Genomic DNA, 16,101 nt, shown 5'->3' with positions numbered 1-16,101 from the left:
TCGTTCGCGGCTTCGGCAGACCCCGCCTGCTGGCACTCCGAGCGTTCGAGTGCCAGAGATCCCCCGGTCAGTGTACGGCGGGGTGGTACACCCGTAGCAAGGGCGGACCGCCAAGGTAGCGTCGCGGCATGGACGTGCGTTGGGAAGAGGCGGGCTGGGAACAGCTCACGGAACGGGCCGGCCGCAAGCGGCTGCCGGTGTGGGACTGCACCGTGGGACTGGTGGTGGGCGAGGATTCGGCCCTCCTGATCGACCCCGGGTCCTCCCTGCGGGAAGGCGCGCTGGTGCGGGCGGAGGCGGAGCGGCTGACGGGCCGGCGCGTGACCCATCTCGCATTCACACACGGACATTTCGACCACGTACTGGGCGGTGCGGCGTTCGCGGGGGCCGAGGTCTACGGCCCGGTCGGGCTGGACGCCGTGCTCTCGGCGGGCCGGGACGAGCTGCGCGAGGACGCGGTCCGCCAGGGCCTGCCGGAGGCCGAGGCGGCCGAGGCGGCGGACCTGCTGGTGGTCCCCCGGCACCTGGTGTCGGGAGAGTGGACGCTCGACCTGGGCGGGCTGCAGGTTCTGCTGGCGAACGTGGGGCCCGGGCACACCGGGCACGATCTGGCCGCCTTCGTGCCCGGAGCGCGCGAGGTGGTCTTCTGCGGCGACCTGGTCGAGGAATCGGGCGAGCCGCAGGCGGGTCCGGACGCGGTGCCCGGCCAGTGGCCGGCGGCCCTGGACCGGCTCCTCGCCCTGGGCGGGGACGACGCTCTGTACGTGCCGGGTCACGGAGCGGTGGTCGACGCGGCCTTCGTGCGTGCCCAACGCGACACACTGGCGGCCCGTTTCGGCGTGTCGGACACCTGAGGCGGCCCGCTCTCCTACCCTCGGCCGGATGCGTGAGTACTCCCCCGACCTGACCCCGCAGTGGAAGCGCGCCAAGCCCGTCCCGGAGGTGCCTGCCGATCCCGATCTGGTGGTCGAGGCGGCGGGTACGGACTTCTGCGGCGCGGTGGTGGCCTGCGAGGCGGGCACGGTCACCCTGGAGGACCGCTTCGGCAAGCGCCGCGTCTTCCCCCTAGAACCCCGCGGTTTCCTCCTGGACGGCGCGGTGGTGACCCTGACCCGCCCGGTCCGCGGGCCGGTCGCCCCGGCCCGTACGGCCTCGGGCTCCCTCGCCGTCCCCGGGGCCCGCGCGCGGGTGGCCCGGGCGGGCCGGATCTACGTGGAGGGCCGCCACGACGCCGAACTGGTCGAACGGGTCTGGGGCGACGACCTGCGGATCGAGGGCGTCGTGGTGGAGTACCTGGAGGGCATCGACGACCTCCCGTCGGTGGTCGCCGAGTTCGCCCCCGCCGCCGACGCCCGGCTGGGCATCCTGGTGGACCACCTGGTCCCGGGCTCCAAGGAGTCCCGCATCGCCGCCTCCGTGACCTCCCCGCACGTCCTGATCGTGGGACACCCGTACGTGGACGTCTGGCAGGCGGTGAAGCCCTCCGCCCTCGGCATCCGCTCCTGGCCGGTGATCCCGCCCGGCCAGGACTGGAAGACGGGCATCTGCCGGGCCCTGGGCTGGCCGGAGAACACCGGGGCCGCCTGGCAGCACATCCTCTCCCGCGTGACCTCGTACAAGGACCTGGAGCCCACCCTCCTGGGCGCGGTGGAGCACTTGATCGACCACGTGACGGCATAGCCCGAGACCTGCCCGAATCCAGCCCCTCAGGCGTGTGAGGAGCGGGGGTCCGGGGGCCGGCCCCCAACAACGGCGCCGCACCGGCAACGGGTCCGGGCAGAGCCCGGGGAACGGGCGAAGGGCGGGTGGGGGACGGCCCCGCAGGGCTCCCCCACCCCGGACGGGGTCAGTCGACCAGGTCGCGGACCACCGCGTCGGCCAGCAGCCGCCCCCGCAGCGTCAGGACGGCCCGCCCGGCCGCGTACGGGCCTGCCTCCAGGAGTCCGTCCGCCAGGGCCCGCCCGGCCGCGGCAAGCCCCGCCGGCGCGAGCAGGGACAGCGGCACCCCGTCCACCAGCCGGAGCTCCAGCAGGATCCGCTCCACCCGCCGGTCCTCCGAGGAGAGGAGCTCCCGCCCCGCCCCCGGCGACCGCCCCTCCGCCAGCGCCGCCGCGTAGGCGCCCGGGTGCTTCACGTTCCACCACCGCACCCCGCCCACGTGCGAGTGCGCTCCGGGCCCGGCCCCCCACCAGTCGGCCCCGCGCCAGTACAGCTCGTTGTGCAGGCAGCGCCCGGCCTCGGAGGTGGCCCAGTTCGAGACCTCGTACCAGGAGTACCCCGCCTCGGCCATCACCGAGTCGAGGATCAGGTACCGGTCCGCGTGGACGTCGTCGTCCGTCATGGGGACCTCGCCCCGCCGGATCCGCCGCGCGAGCTGGGTGCCCTCCTCCACGATCAGCGCGTAGGCGCTGATGTGATCGGGCCCGGCCCCCAGGGCCGCGGACAGCGAGGCCCGCCAGTCCTCGTCGGATTCCCCCGGCGTCCCGTAGATCAGGTCCAGGTTCACGTGCTCGAAGCCCGCCGCCCGCGCCTCGGCGACGCAGGCCTCCGGCCGCCCGGGGGTGTGCGTGCGGTCGAGCACCTTCAGGACGTGCTGCTTGGCGCTCTGCATGCCGAAGGAGATGCGGTTGAAGCCGCCCGCGCGCAGCTCCGCCAGGTACTCCGGGTTCACCGACTCCGGATTGGCCTCGGTGGTGACCTCGGCGTCCTCGGCCAGCCCGAATTCGTCCCGGATGGCCGCGAGCATCCGTACGAGGTCGCCGGCGGGCAGCAGCGTGGGCGTGCCGCCGCCCACGAACACGGTCCGTACGGCCCTGGGGTCGTCCCCGAGGACCTTGCGGGCCAGCCTGACCTCGTCGATCAGGGTGTCGGCGTAGTTCTCCCGGGAGGCGAGGACACCGCCGGTGCCCCGCAGCTCGGTGGCCGTGTAGGTGTTGAAGTCGCAGTACCCGCAGCGCGTGGCGCAGTACGGAACGTGCAGGTAGAACCCGAGCGGCCGCTCCCCGGCTCCCGCCAGGGCGTGGAGCGGCAGCGAGCCGTCTTCGGGCATGGGTTCACCGTCGGGCAGTGCGGAAGGCATGAGCCCATTGTCCCGCACTGCCCCAAGGTCGTTTACGGGCGCGCGGCGCGCCCCGGGGCGAGCCCCGCGCCCGCGTTCCGCGCTACGCCTCCCGGGAGCCCTCGTACATCTCCTCGATGAGGTGCTTGAACTCGCGCTCGACGACCGGCCGCTTCAGCTTGAGGCTCGGGGTGAGGTCCCCGTGCTCCACGTCGAGGTCGCGGGGCAGGAGCCGGAACTTCTTGACCGTCTGCCAGCGCTGGAGGCCCTCGTTGAGGGTCTGGACGTAGGTCTCGATGAGCCGGTTCGTCTCGGGGGCGGCCAGGACCTGGGAGTACGTCTTGCCCTCCAGGCCGTTCTCGGCGGCCCAGACCAGGATCGAGGGCTCGTCGAGGGCGATGAGGGCGGAGCAGAAGTTCCGGTCGGCGCCGTGGACGACGATGCTGGAGACGTACGGGCAGAGCGCCTTGAACTGGCCCTCGATCTCCGCCGGGGCGACGTACTTGCCGCCCGAGGTCTTGATCAGGTCCTTCTTGCGGTCGGTGATGCGCAGGTAGCCGTCGGCCGACAGCTCGCCGATGTCGCCGGTGTGCAGCCAGCCGTCGGCCTCCAGCACCTCGGCGGTCTTCTCCGGCTGATGGTGGTAGCCCTGCATGATGCCGGGGCCTCGCAGGAGGACCTCGCCGTCGTCGGCGATGCGGACCTCGGTGCCGGGGAGCGGCTTGCCGACGGTTCCGGTGCGGTAGGCCTCGCCGGGGTTGACGAAGGAGGCGGCGCTGGACTCGGTGAGCCCGTAGCCCTCCAGGATGTGGATGCCTGCGCCGGAGAAGAAGTAGCCGATCTCCGGGGCGAGGGCGGAGGCGCCGGAGACGGCGGCGCGCAGGTTGCCGCCGAATGCCTCGCGGAGCTTGGAGTAGACGAGCGCGTCGGCGATCTTGTGCTTGGTGGTGAGGCCGAAGGGGGCGCTCGCCCGGCCGGTGCGGCGGAAGTTGTCCTGGGTGACCTTGGCGTACTCGCGGGCGACGCCGACCGACCACCGGAAGATCTTGTACTTGGCGCCGCCGGCGGCCCTGGCCTTGGCCGCGACCCCGTTGTAGACCTTCTCGAAGATGCGCGGAACGGCCGCCATGTAGGTCGGCTGGACGATCGGCAGGTTCTCGATGATCTTGTCGATCCGGCCGTCGACGGCGGTGACGTGACCGACCTCGATCTGGCCGGAGGTCAGCACCTTGCCGAAGACGTGCGCGAGCGGCAGCCAGAGGTACTGGACGTCGTCCTTGGTGATCAGGCCGGTGGCCACGGTGGCCTTGGCCATGTACGACCAGTTGTCGTGCGGCAGCCGCACGCCCTTGGGCCGCCCCGTGGTGCCCGAGGTGTAGATGAGGGTGGCGAGCTGGTCGGCGGTGATGGCCGCGATCCGCTCCTTGACCACCTCGGGGTGCTTGGCCAGGTACTCGCGGCCGCGCGCCTCCAGGTCGGCCAGCGAGAGCACCCAGCCCTCGGGGTCGCCCTCGGCGGCCACGGCGTCGCCCGCCTCCACGACGACCACGTGGGCGAGCTCGGGCAGGTCGGCACGGCGCTCACGGGCCTTGGCCAGCTGCGCGGCGTCCTCGGCGATCAGGATCCGGCTCTCGGAGTCGGAGAGGATGAACGCCGACTCCTCGGCGTTCGTGCTCGGGTAGACGGTGGTCACGGCGCCGCCGGCGCACATCACGCCGAGGTCGGCGAGGATCCACTCCACGCGGGTGTTGGAGGACAGCGCCACGCGCTGCTCCGGCTGGATCCCGAGCTCGACGAGTCCGGCCGCGATGGCGAAAACTCGCTCTGCGGCCTGTCCCCAGCTGAGCGACTTCCAGTCGTCCGGGCCGCCCTGCCCGTCGGCGGCGGGGACCGGGTACCGGTAGGCCTCGCCGTTAGGCGTGGCGGCGACACGCTCCAGGAAGAGGGTCGCCACGGTGGGCGGGCGGTTCTCGATCAAGGTCTGTGTGTCGCTCACGGACATCCTCCGGACCACGCGGCAGGGCCTGTTCGCACAGGGGCTGACTGACCGGGTGGTGGGTCAGGGTGGGTGGCTGAGTCAGGGCTTGGCAGCATCCGAACGCCAGAAAAACTGGCGAGTAACCAACGATCAGTGATCAGACTAGGGGCCCTCCGCCTGGCGCGTAAGAGGCCCCGGGGAGCCGATTCATAACGAAACAGGCCCCCGCGCCGGAGCACGGGGGCCTGCTTCGCGTCCGAGGACGGTCGCGGCGGCTACTTCTTCTTGCCGCCGGACTCGTCGCTGGAGAGGACGGCGATGAAGGCCTCCTGCGGGACCTCCACGGAACCGACCATCTTCATGCGCTTCTTGCCTTCCTTCTGCTTCTCCAGCAGCTTCCGCTTACGGGAGATGTCACCGCCGTAGCACTTCGCGAGGACGTCCTTGCGGATGGCGCGGATGGTCTCGCGGGCGATGACGCGGGAGCCGACGGCCGCCTGGATCGGGATCTCGAAGGCCTGCCGCGGGATGAGCTCGCGCAGCTTGGCGACCAGCCGCACGCCGTAGGCGTAGGCCGCGTCCTTGTGGCAGACGGCGGAGAAGGCGTCGACCTTGTCGCCGTGCAGCAGGATGTCGACCTTGACCAGGCTGCCGGACTGCTCGCCGGTGGGCTCGTAGTCGAGGGAGGCGTAGCCGCGCGTCTTGGACTTCAGCTGGTCGAAGAAGTCGAAGACGATCTCCGCGAGCGGGAGGGTGTAGCGGATCTCGACCCGGTCCTCGGAGAGGTAGTCCATCCCGAGGAGGGTGCCGCGGCGCTGCTGGCAGAGCTCCATGATCGCGCCGATGAACTCGGAGGGCGCGAGCAGGGTGGCCCGGACGACCGGCTCGAACACGTCCGAGATCTTGCCCTCGGGGAACTCGCTCGGGTTGGTGACGGAGACTTCCTTGCCGTCCTCCATGACGACGCGGTAGACCACGTTCGGCGCGGTGGCGATCAGGTCGAGCCCGAACTCGCGCTCCAGGCGCTCGCGCACCACGTCCAGGTGGAGCAGGCCGAGGAAGCCGACGCGGAAGCCGAAGCCGAGCGCCGCCGAGGTCTCCGGCTCGTAGACGAGCGCGGCGTCGTTGAGCTGGAGCTTGTCCAGCGCCTCGCGCAGGTCCGGGTAGTCCGAGCCGTCGAGCGGGTACAGGCCGGAGAAGACCATCGGACGCGGGTCCTTGTAGCCGCCGAGGGCCTCGGTCGCGCCGTTGTGCAGGCTGGTGATGGTGTCACCGACCTTGGACTGACGTACGTCCTTCACGCCGGTGATGATGTAGCCCACCTCGCCGACGCCGATGCCGTCGGCCGGGGTCATCTCCGGGGAGGAGACGCCGATCTCCAGCAGCTCGTGCGTGGCGCCGGTGGACATCATCCGGATGCGCTCGCGCTTGTTGAGCTGCCCGTCGACCACACGGACGTACGTGACGACACCGCGGTAGGAGTCGTAGACGGAGTCGAAGATCATCGCGCGGGCGGGGGCGTCCTTGGGACCGACCGGGGCCGGGACCGTGGCGACGATCTTGTCGAGCAGCACGTCCACGCCGAGACCGGTCTTCGCCGATACGCGCAGGACGTCCTCGGGCTGGCAGCCGACCAGGTTCGCCAGTTCCTCGGCGAACTTCTCCGGCTGGGCGGCCGGCAGGTCGATCTTGTTCAGGACCGGGACGATCGCGAGGTCCTTCTCCATCGCCAGGTACAGGTTGGCGAGGGTCTGGGCCTCGATGCCCTGGGCCGCGTCCACCAGGAGGACCGTGCCCTCGCAGGCCGCCAGCGAGCGCGAGACCTCGTAGGTGAAGTCGACGTGTCCGGGGGTGTCGATCATGTTGAGGATGTGGGTCTTGCCCGTGTCCTCACCCGTGTTCGGCGCCCAGGGCAGCCGGACCGCCTGGGACTTGATCGTGATGCCGCGCTCACGCTCGATGTCCATGCGGTCGAGGTACTGGGCGCGCATCTGCCGCGAGTCCACCACACCGGTGAGCTGGAGCATCCGGTCGGCAAGGGTCGACTTGCCGTGGTCGATGTGCGCGATGATGCAGAAATTGCGGATCAGCGCCGGGTCGGTACGGCTCGGCTCGGGCACGTGGCTGGGGATCGCGGGCACGCAGTGTCCTGATTCTCGGGTCGCAGTCGGAACGAAGTGTGGGCGTCGGTCTGCGCGAAACCAGATCTGGTCGGGCCTAGTCGGATCTATACGCAGACTCCCATGGTCCCATGAACCGGGGAGTGCGCTCAGTTTGGGCCGGTCGGAAGGCAGCTGGTAACCTGAGCAGCTGTGTCTCGTGTGCCCTCTAGCTCTACGGGACGCAATCCGAAGATCAAATCTCTGAACCTGCAAAGGCTCTTTCGTGGCGAACATCAAGTCCCAGGTCAAGCGCAACAAGACGAACGAGAAGGCTCGCCTTCGCAACAAGGCCGTCAAGTCCTCGCTCAAGACCGCCATCCGCAAGGCCCGTGAGGCCGTCGTCGCCGGTGACGTCGAGAAGGCCACCGTGGCTTCCCGCGCCGCTTCCCGCGCGCTCGACAAGGCCGTCTCGAAGGGTGTCATCCACAAGAACGCCGCCGCCAACAAGAAGTCGGCGCTGGCGATCAAGGTTGCCTCCCTTCAGGGCTGAGCCCCTGATGTGATCGCCGGACAGGGATCCAGCGGGCCCTCTCTCCCGCTCCCGACCGGCACTCCGCGCCGCACACGAAGCGTTCGCCACGCGGGTGCGGTGCAACCCCAGAAGTAACCGAAGGCCCCGGCCGCCTCCCTTCCCCAGGGCAGCGGCCGGGGCCTTCGGCATGCGGGGCCCTCCGGGACGCACGGATCCGGGCCCCGCACCCACACACGGGCGAGCAGACCGAACCCTGCATCACTGCCAGGGCTCGGGGCCCCCCGGACCGGGACCCGGCTCCGGAAGCTGGTCCCCGCCGGAAGCTGGTCCCCGCCGGGCGCTGGCTCGACTCCGGGGGCCCGGGGCCAGGGGCTAGCCCCGGCGGGTTCGTGCCGCCCGGGCGACCGCGACGACCGCCTTCTCCAGCGCGTACTCCGGGTCGTCGCCCCCGCCCTTGACCCCCGCATCCGCATCGGCCACCGCACGCAACGCGTCCGCGACACCATCCGCCGACCACCCCCGCATCTGCTGCCGGACCCGGTCGATCTTCCACGGCGGCATGCCGAGGTCACGCGCGAGGTCCCCGGGACGGGCCCCCCTCGGGGCCGAGGCCAGCTTCCCGATCGCCCGTACCGCCTGGGCCAGCGCGCTGGTGATCAGGACCGGAGCCACCCCGGTGGACAGGGACCAGCGCAGGGCCTCCAGGGCTTCCGCGGCGCGCCCCTCGACCGCCCGGTCGGCGACGGTGAAGCTCGACGCCTCGGCCCGGCCGGTGTAGTAGCGGCCCACCACGGCCTCGTCGATCGTGCCCTCGACGTCCGCGCACAGCTGCGCCGCCGCGCTCGCCAGCTCCCGCAGGTCGCTGCCGATCGCGTCGACCAGCGTCTGGCAGGCCTCGGGCGTGGCCGAACGACCCAGCGTCCGGAACTCTCCCCGCACGAACGCCAGCCGGTCCGCCGGCTTCGTCATCTTCGGACAGGCGACCTCCCGGGCACCCGCCTTGCGCGCGGCGTCCAGCAGGCCCTTGCCCTTGACGCCGCCGGCGTGCACGAGGACGAGGGCGATCTCCTCGAACGGCGAGTCGAGGTACGCCTTGACCTCCTTGACCGTGTCCGCCGACAGGTCCTGCGCGTTGCGCACCACCAGCACCTTGCGCTCCGAGAAGAGCGACGGGCTGGTCAACTCGGCCAAGGTGCCGGGCTGGAGCTGTTCGGAGGCGAGGTCACGCACGTCCGTGTCGGCATCGGCGGCTCGCGCCGCCGTCACGACCTCCCGCACGGCGCGGTCGAGCAGCAGGTCCTCCTGCCCCACCGCGAGGGTGATCGGGGCGAGCGGATCGTCGGTGGAATTCTTCCTGGTGGCCATCGGCTCCAGCATCCCACGCCGCACTGACAGACCCTCGCGCCCCGGCCGCCGTGTACGCCCCGCCCCCCTTCCGCGGCCCCCTCCCCCATAGCCGAGAATGTCCGGGTGAACGTGCGACATGTACTGGTCCTGCCCGACCGCGACACCGCCGAGGAGGTGGCGCGGGAGGTGGTCGACCGCTTCGGCCTCCCGGAGGAACCGCAGCTGGTCCGCGACGCCCTCGCCGGGGAGGACGACGCCGAGGACGCCCAGTGGCTCGTGGTCGTCGAGGACCCGCGCGAACGGCTGGACGCCACGGCCCTGGACGAACTCGCCGCCGAGTACGACGGCTGGCTCGAAGCCCCGTAGCCGCCGGACCCCGCTCGGTCAGGCCTTGTGCACGACCTGCACGTCCAGGGCCACTTCCACGTTCGAACCGATCGCCGCGATCCCGTGCGCCAGGATCGACTGCCAGTTCAGCGTGAAGTCCTCGCGGTTCAGTTCGACCGTCGCCCGGCAGGCCGCCCTCGGCTCGCCCTCCAGCCCGGTACCCAGACCCAGGTACCGGGTGTCCAGGGTGACGGACCGGCTGACCCCGTGGAGGGTGAGCGCGCCCGTCACGGACCAGCGGCTGCCGCTGCGGTGGATGAACCGCTCGCTGTAGAACTCCACCGTCGGATGGCGGGCCGCGTCCAGGAAGTCCGCGGAGCGCAGGTGGTCGTCCCGCATCCGCAACCCGGTGTTGATGCTCGCCGCGTCGATGATCACGCGCATGGAGGAATCCTCCATGCGGTCGGCTATGCGCACCGCGCCGGCGAAGGTGTTGAACCGGCCGTTGATCCGGGCGAAGCCGATGTGCCGGACCGAGAACCCGATCGACGAATGCCCCGGGTCGAGCTCCCAGTGGCCCGGCTGCGGCAGCAGCGGCGGGTCCACAGGATCCAGGACGATCTCGCCGGTGCCGGGCTGCGCCGGATCCCCCACCAGCGTCGCCCCGTGGAAGGGCGCGTAGCCCTCTGCCGTGACGGACAGCCGGTACTCGCCCGCCGGCACCGCCGCCGTGAACCCGCCGTACGGGTCGGTCTCCCCGCTGACGATCCGTCGGCCGATCGGGTCGGTCACCTCGAACTTGGCCTGCCGGACCGGCTGGTGGACCGTGTCCAGAACCCGGCAGCTGAGCAGCCGCGCCGTATGAGGAAGCGTCAGTGTCGCGGATGTATGGGAACTGGCGCTTCCCGCCGTCTCCATCCCCCGTCTGCGACTGAACATGGTTTATGCACCCCCGTGCTGTCTGGGCTTGGACCGCTCTGGCGAAAACGCATTCGATCATGCTGTCGGGTTGGGGGCAAACGGAGCGGTCACTCCTGGTATGCCCGTGCCGGGCCCGTCGCCGAGTGGCCGGGAACGCCCGCAGCCCCGGGCCGCTGCCGGTGACGGCCACCGAGCCGTCCTCGTCCGTGCGCAGTACGGCCGCGCCCAGCCCCCGCAGCCGGGCGAGCGTACCCGCTGCGGGGTGCCCGTACCTGTTCCCGGCGCCCACGGGGACGATCGCGAGGCGTGGCCGGATCCGCTCGTACAGTTCGGGATCCTGATGGGCGCTGCCGTGGTGGGCGACCTTGAGGACGTCGACCGGCCCCAGTTCCGGATGGTTCCTCAGCAAGGCCTGCTGGGAGCCCGGTTCGAGGTCGCCCAGCAGGAGCAGGGTCAGGCCCGCGCCGCGCACCAGCAGGGCCACGCTCGCGTCATTGGGGCCCTCGGGCGCAGCGCCCCCGGCCGGTGGCCACAGCACCTGCCACTCCAGCGGCCCGGCCCGGCGCCGCTCCCCCTCCACCGCGTGGACGACGGGAACCCCGGCGGCCGCCGCCGTCCGCCGTACGAACGCGGCCTGCCCCGGCGGTTCCTCCAGTCCGGTGACTTGCACCACACCGACCGAGCGGCCCCTGAGCACCCCCGTCAACCCGCCCACGTGGTCGGCGTGGAAGTGCGTCAGCAGGATCAGCGGCACCCGGCTCACGCCCAGCTCCCTCAGGCAGGCATCCACCGGCCCCGGCTCCGGCCCCGCGTCCACCACCACGGCCGTACCCGGGCCGGCCGCGAGCACCGCTGCGTCCCCTTGGCCCACCGCGCACTGGACGTAGGTCCAGTCGGGCGGCGGCCAGCCCTTGACCGTACGAGTGACCAGTGGCGGCCTCAGTACGGCGAGGAGCAGCACCACGGCCAGGGCGGAGGCGAGCCATCGCCCACGCCGGATCCGCCTGCCGAGCAGCACCGCCGCCGAGGTGGCCGCGGCGAGCAGCAGCCCTCCGCCCACCCCGCCGGGCCAGCCCAGCTCCGCCCCGGGCAGCCGCGCCCCGCCCCGGGCCACGGCGGCGATCCACCCGGCGGGCACGCCCGCGCACCAGGCGAGCACCTCGGCCACCGGCCGGCACACCGGGGCCACCGCCAGCGCTGCGAACCCCAGGACCGTCGCGGGCCCCGCCGCGAGCTGGGCCAGGAGGTTGCAGGGCACCGCCACCAGACTCACCCGCGCCGACAGCACCGCGACGACCGGCGCGCACACCGCCTGGGCCGCCGCGGCGGCGGCCAGCGCCTCGGCCAGGCGGGGCCGCATTCCGCGCCGCACCAGGGCCTCGCTCCACCGGGGAGCCAGCGTCAGCAGGGCCCCGGTGGCCAGGACGGAGAGGAGGAAGCCGTAGCTCCGGGCCAGCCAGGGGTCGTAGAGCACCAGCAGCAGCACGGCGGCGGCCAGCGCCGGGATCAGGGACCTGCGCCGCCCCGTGGCGATGGCCAGCAGGGTGACGGACCCGCAGGCCGCCGCCCGCAGCACGCTGGGCTCCGGCCGGCACACCACGACGAAGGCCAGGGTCAGCGCCACCCCGCACAGGGCCGTCGCCCGCAACGAGAGCCCCAGGCACGGCGCCAGCCCGCCCCGCTCGGCCTGCTGCGCGCGGGCCGGGGCCCCGATGAGCAGGAAGAGCACCACGGTCAGGTTGGAGCCGGAGACGGCCAGCAGGTGCAGCAGATCGGTGGCGCGGAACGCCGCGTGCAGATCGGGCTCCACCCGGGAGGTGTCCCCGACCACCAGCCCGGGCAGCAGGGCCCGGGCGTCCGGGGCCAGCCCGTCGGTGACCTCGCGCAGCCCGGCCCGCAACCGCCCGGCGATCCGCTGCGCGGTGTCCGGGCCGCCGGTCACCCGTGGCGGGGCGTCCCCGGCCGGCCGGAGCAGGGCGACGGCCCGCTCCCCGCTCCGCGCCGGGGCCAGTCGGGCCGCCACCTCGACCCGGGTCGAGGGTTGTAACCGGGTCCACCCCGGATGCCCCGCCAGTACCCGCACCGGGGTCGACACCCGGGTCTCGGCCCCGTCGGGCCCGGTCACCCGGGTCACCACGGCGTCGAGCAGCACCACCGGCGGCCCGCTCCCGGTCCGGGCCGTCCGCGGATCGGAGCCCACGGTGAGTTCGGCCAGCACCCGGGCATGGTCCCGGGCCAGCTCCGGAACCGGCCCGGCCCGCGCCTCGGCCCGCTGGAGCCCCGCCACGCCGGCCCCGGCGGCCGCGCACAACAGGACCGCCGCCACGGCCGTCCGGACCGGCGCGGAGCGTCTGCGGCCGACCAGCATCAGCAGCCCGGCCGCACCCGCCCCGAGCCCGGCCGCCGTGGCGCTCCGGCCGACGGGCGCCCCGAGCGCCACGGCGGCCGCCCCCCACAACGCGAGAGCCGGCCCGACGAGCCGCAGATCCACAGGCCCCACGTCCCCGACCGCCCCCCACCCGACCGGATCCGCCACCCCCCGCGAGCCCTGCCCACTCGGATCCGCCTCACCCACATCCCGCCCGGCCGGCCCCGGCGCCCTCGGACCCCGCGCCCTCGAGCCCCGCCCGGCCGAACCCCGCTCCGCTCCGCCGTGCCCGCTCACGGCCGCACCAGCTCGCGCAGATCCGCGAACCGCCGTTCGCCGATGCCGTTGACCTGCCGGAGCTCCTCCACCGAGCGGAAGCCCCCGCGCGCCGTACGGAAGTCCACGATGTGCTGCGCGAGGACCGGTCCCACCCCCGGCAGGCCGTCCAGCTGCTCGGCCGTGGCCGTACCGAGGCTCAGCGGTCCGGAGGCGGCACCTCCCCTGCCCGCCATCGGCGGCGGGGCCGGAGCACCCACCAGCACCTGCTCGCCGTCCATCAGGACGCGGGCCCGGTTCAGCCCGGTGGTGTCCGTCCCGGGCCGCACTCCCCCGGCTGCGGCCAAGGCGTCCTCCACGCGCGAGCCGGGAGGCAGCTTGCGCACCCCCGGGTCACGGACCTTGCCGCTGACGTCCACCAGGATCGGAGCGGTGCCGGAGCCCGCCCGCGCCACGGTCGGAGCCGGGAGGGGGGTCGCCACCGCGGGTGCCACCACGGCGGGTGCGGTCACCGGCCGGGGCCGGGCCGCCCCGTACTGCTGTGCGGCGAACCCGACCGCGACCACCAGCACCACCGAGACGGCGGCCACCGTGCGTGGCTCCACCCCACAACGGGTTTGCAGCCACAAGGGCAGCCGCTCCCGTACGGCGAGCCACCGTACGCCCCCGCCCGGCACCTCCCCGCCCTCGGCCGGAACCCCCGCCCCGCCCCGGCCAGCCGGCTCGGCTCCGGCGGGTGTCTCGCCCCGGGCAGGTGCCTCGGCCCGGCCCTCCCGCTCGGCCCGGCCCTCCGCCTCGGGCCTGACCAGCGGATCCGGCCGGGCCGCCGCCGCGGGCTCAGCCGCCACCCCGACGGAGCGGTCACCCGGCAGTGCGGGCTCGGCCGGGGTGGCACCGCCCGGCGGCGGAGCGCCCGGTGGGCGGCCCGGCCCGAGCAGGGCCTCTGCCCGCCGCCTCACCGCGTCGGGATCGGGGCGGCCGGGGCGCTGTCCACGGCGATGCCGAAGACGGCTGTCGGAGAGGCGGGGACGGCCGGGGCCACTGGTGGCGCCGGCGGGACCTGACGTGCGCGTACGAAGAGTCATGGCACGACGGTAGGGCCGTGCCGTGACACGCGTTCGGAAGCCTCAATTCCGGTGGATGGCGGGGGCGTTGTGGATATCTCCCTCACACGAACCGGTGATCAGCGCGGAGAGACGACTGCCGCGAGCAACCCCGGTCCGGTGTGTGCGCCGATCACCGCGCCGACCTCGCTGACGTGCAGCTCGACGAGCCCGGGGATCCGCTCTCGGAGCCTCTGGGCCAGCTTCTCCGCGCGTTCCGGGGCCGCGAGGTGGTGCACGGCCACGTCGACGGGTCCGGACCCGGCCCGCTCGACGGCCAGCTCCTCCAGGCGGGCTATGGCCTTCGAGGCCGTACGCACCTTCTCCAGCATCTCGATCCGCCCGCCGTCCAGCGTCAGCAGCGGTTTGACCGCGAGCGCGGAGCCCAGGAGGGCCTGCGCGGCCCCGATGCGGCCGCCCCGGCGGAGGTAGTCGAGGGTGTCCACGTAGAAGTACGCGGACATGCCGGCGGCCCGCTTCTCGGCGGCGGCGACGGCTTCGTCGAGGGAACCCCCGGCCTCGGACACCTCCGCCGCGGCCAGGGCGCAGAAGCCCAGGGCCATGGCGACCATGCCGGTGTCGACGACGCGGACGGGGACCGGGGCGGTCTTCGCGGCGAGCACGGCCGCGTCGTAGGTGCCGGAGAACTCGGCGGACAGGTGCAGGCTGACGATTCCGGTCGCGCCGGCCTCGGCGGCCGCCCGGTAGGCCCGGACGAAGTCCTCGGGGCTGGGACGGGACGTGGTGACCGAGCGACGCTTCTGCAGGGCCAGGGCGAGGCTCCTGGCCGAGATCTCGGTGCCCTCTTCCAGGGCCTCGTCGCCGAGGACCACGGTCAGCGGGACGGAGGTGATTCCGTGCCGCGCCATGGCCGGTTGGGGCAGGTAGGCCGTGGAATCCGTGACGATCGCGACATGGCGGGACATGAGGCGGAGGTTACCGGCAGTGGGGGTGTTCCGGCAGCCCGGGTCCGCCGACGGGCCTCCGGCCGCGGCTCCCGGTGTGCCGTCGCCAGGCTCCGGCCGGGGCTCCGGCCCGGCCCCCGGCCCGGGCTACCACCGTGGTACCGCCTGGCTGCGCCAGTCCAGGGGTGGGCTGTCGCCCAGGGGCCGGCCGGGCTGCGGCGACGGGTGCTCGGCCCTGCGGGGCTGGGTCCCCCACCCGCCCTTCCACCGTTCCCCGGGCTCCGCCCGGACCCGGTCCTCAAACGCCGGACGGGCTGAAGGATCCTGGGCAGGCGTCGCACGCCGCCGCCCCACGCCCCCGCGCCTCAGACGCCCGCGGGGCTGCAAGGAGCCGCCGAGGCGCGAGGCAGGGTTCTGGCGGCGTCGGCTCGGGGTGGTGGGGCTCAGGTCGTCGTTTCCGGGCGGCGGGTCTTCTGCCAGGGGTACTGGGGGGCCGGGGTGGGTTCCGAGAGGGCGGCGGGCTGGGGGGCGGTCCATGGGGGGGTCGGGTGGGAGAGGTCGTCGGCCGGCGCGCTGGACCAGTCCCGCAGGGCGCCCGACTCGACGTCGATCTGGGCCGACAGGTGCGAGAGGTCTTCCTCCGCGAAGCGCAGGGCGCGGTCGCGCGCCGCCCAGCGCAGCGAGTCCGCCGCCTGCGTGATCTGCGCCGTGCGCTCCCGCAGGTCCGGCAGGACCGCCGCGATGCGCTGGCGGTCGGGCTCGGCCTCCAGGCGCCTCAGCTCGTCGTCGAGTTCGTGCCCGTGCACGCTCAGCCGCTCGAACAGGCCGATCGACTCCTTCAGCGAGGCGTCCGTCTGGACCCCCTCGTGCAGCGCCTGCTGCGTCGCCCGCATCGAGTTCCGCAGGTCCAGCCGCAGCGTGGCCAGCGCGCCCGCGACACCGACCTGGCCGAAGCTTCGGGCCTTCAGGGTGGTGTCCTCCACCGTGCGGCGGGCCTGGGTGATGGTCCGGTCCACGCCGCGCGCGGCAGCCTTGACCACCTTCGTCGTCACGTAGACACCGAGCCCCAGAAAGGCGAACAGCAGCACCAGGGCCACGATGATAAAAGCCGCCTCCATGAGGGTCCCTTCCCCAGCCGATTACGTCCCTTCCACCGTAAACGCCACGGGCAGGCCGCGGGTTCC

Annotated in this window: 12 protein-coding genes and 1 pseudogene; 4 read left to right on the top strand and 9 right to left on the bottom strand. The window is 73.2% G+C overall.

Annotation, left to right across the window (positions count from 1 at the left end):
* The first annotated feature begins 128 nt into the window (after nucleotides 1-128).
* Both AC6CKD_RS13490 and AC6CKD_RS13485 read left to right on the top strand, forming a co-directional pair.
* A complete protein-coding gene (locus AC6CKD_RS13490) occupies nucleotides 129-854 on the top strand; it encodes an MBL fold metallo-hydrolase (protein ID WP_498327393.1) in 726 nt (241 codons plus the stop codon).
* Between the two features lie 28 nt (nucleotides 855-882).
* Entirely contained in the window at nucleotides 883-1,680 is a 798-nt protein-coding gene (locus AC6CKD_RS13485) for a DUF3097 domain-containing protein (protein ID WP_498327391.1), read from the top strand.
* Nucleotides 1,681-1,846: 166 nt separating this feature from the next.
* Here AC6CKD_RS13485 and hemW read toward each other — a convergent pair whose 3' ends face one another.
* The 3 genes from hemW to lepA all read right to left on the bottom strand — a co-directional run bounded on the left by hemW (nucleotide 1,847) and on the right by lepA (nucleotide 7,177).
* Complete coding sequence (gene hemW, locus AC6CKD_RS13480; protein ID WP_498327390.1) at nucleotides 1,847-3,079, bottom strand: radical SAM family heme chaperone HemW; 1,233 nt, start codon at nucleotides 3,077-3,079, stop codon at nucleotides 1,847-1,849.
* 82 nt (nucleotides 3,080-3,161) lie between these two features.
* On the bottom strand, nucleotides 3,162-5,054 hold the full coding sequence (locus AC6CKD_RS13475) for an AMP-dependent synthetase/ligase (RefSeq protein ID WP_498327388.1): 1,893 nt from the start codon (nucleotides 5,052-5,054) through the stop codon (nucleotides 3,162-3,164).
* Between the two features lie 257 nt (nucleotides 5,055-5,311).
* Nucleotides 5,312-7,177 carry a translation elongation factor 4 gene (gene lepA, locus AC6CKD_RS13470; RefSeq protein ID WP_498327387.1) on the bottom strand — a complete coding sequence of 622 codons (1,866 nt, stop codon included), beginning with the start codon at nucleotides 7,175-7,177 and terminating at the stop codon, nucleotides 5,312-5,314.
* Nucleotides 7,178-7,421: 244 nt separating this feature from the next.
* On the opposite strand from lepA, the gene rpsT reads away from it, so the two are divergent.
* Entirely contained in the window at nucleotides 7,422-7,688 is a 267-nt protein-coding gene (gene rpsT, locus AC6CKD_RS13465) for a 30S ribosomal protein S20 (protein ID WP_243334768.1), read from the top strand.
* Between the two features lie 354 nt (nucleotides 7,689-8,042).
* Here the strand turns inward: rpsT and holA are convergent, their stop codons facing one another.
* Nucleotides 8,043-9,035, bottom strand: coding sequence for a DNA polymerase III subunit delta (gene holA, locus AC6CKD_RS13460; protein WP_498327385.1), 993 nt, complete (start codon nucleotides 9,033-9,035; stop codon nucleotides 8,043-8,045).
* A 105-nt stretch (nucleotides 9,036-9,140) separates the two neighbouring features.
* Between holA and AC6CKD_RS13455 the strand changes: the two genes are divergently transcribed.
* Entirely contained in the window at nucleotides 9,141-9,383 is a 243-nt protein-coding gene (locus AC6CKD_RS13455) for a hypothetical protein (RefSeq protein ID WP_243334774.1), read from the top strand.
* Nucleotides 9,384-9,401: 18 nt separating this feature from the next.
* On the opposite strand, the gene AC6CKD_RS13450 is transcribed toward AC6CKD_RS13455, so the two are convergent.
* The 5 genes and pseudogenes from AC6CKD_RS13450 to AC6CKD_RS13430 all read right to left on the bottom strand — a co-directional run bounded on the left by AC6CKD_RS13450 (nucleotide 9,402) and on the right by AC6CKD_RS13430 (nucleotide 16,035).
* Nucleotides 9,402-10,283 (bottom strand): YceI family protein, encoded by an 882-nt coding sequence (locus tag AC6CKD_RS13450; protein WP_498327384.1) that lies wholly within the window; start codon nucleotides 10,281-10,283, stop codon nucleotides 9,402-9,404.
* 136 nt (nucleotides 10,284-10,419) lie between these two features.
* Nucleotides 10,420-12,633: pseudogene (locus AC6CKD_RS13445) on the bottom strand (ComEC/Rec2 family competence protein); the annotation flags it as partial.
* Between the two features lie 293 nt (nucleotides 12,634-12,926).
* A complete protein-coding gene (locus AC6CKD_RS13440; protein ID WP_498327382.1) occupies nucleotides 12,927-13,994 on the bottom strand; it encodes a ComEA family DNA-binding protein in 1,068 nt (355 codons plus the stop codon).
* Nucleotides 13,995-14,092: 98 nt separating this feature from the next.
* Entirely contained in the window at nucleotides 14,093-14,938 is an 846-nt protein-coding gene (locus AC6CKD_RS13435; protein WP_498327381.1) for a DegV family protein, read from the bottom strand.
* Nucleotides 14,939-15,360: 422 nt separating this feature from the next.
* Entirely contained in the window at nucleotides 15,361-16,035 is a 675-nt protein-coding gene (locus tag AC6CKD_RS13430) for a hypothetical protein (protein ID WP_498327380.1), read from the bottom strand.
* Nucleotides 16,036-16,101: the final 66 nt, after the last annotated feature.

The organism is Streptomyces sp. GQ60, assembly GCF_059758875.1.
The sequence above is the reverse complement of the archived record's forward strand: the minus strand, read 5'-3'. Positions and strand labels throughout refer to the sequence as shown.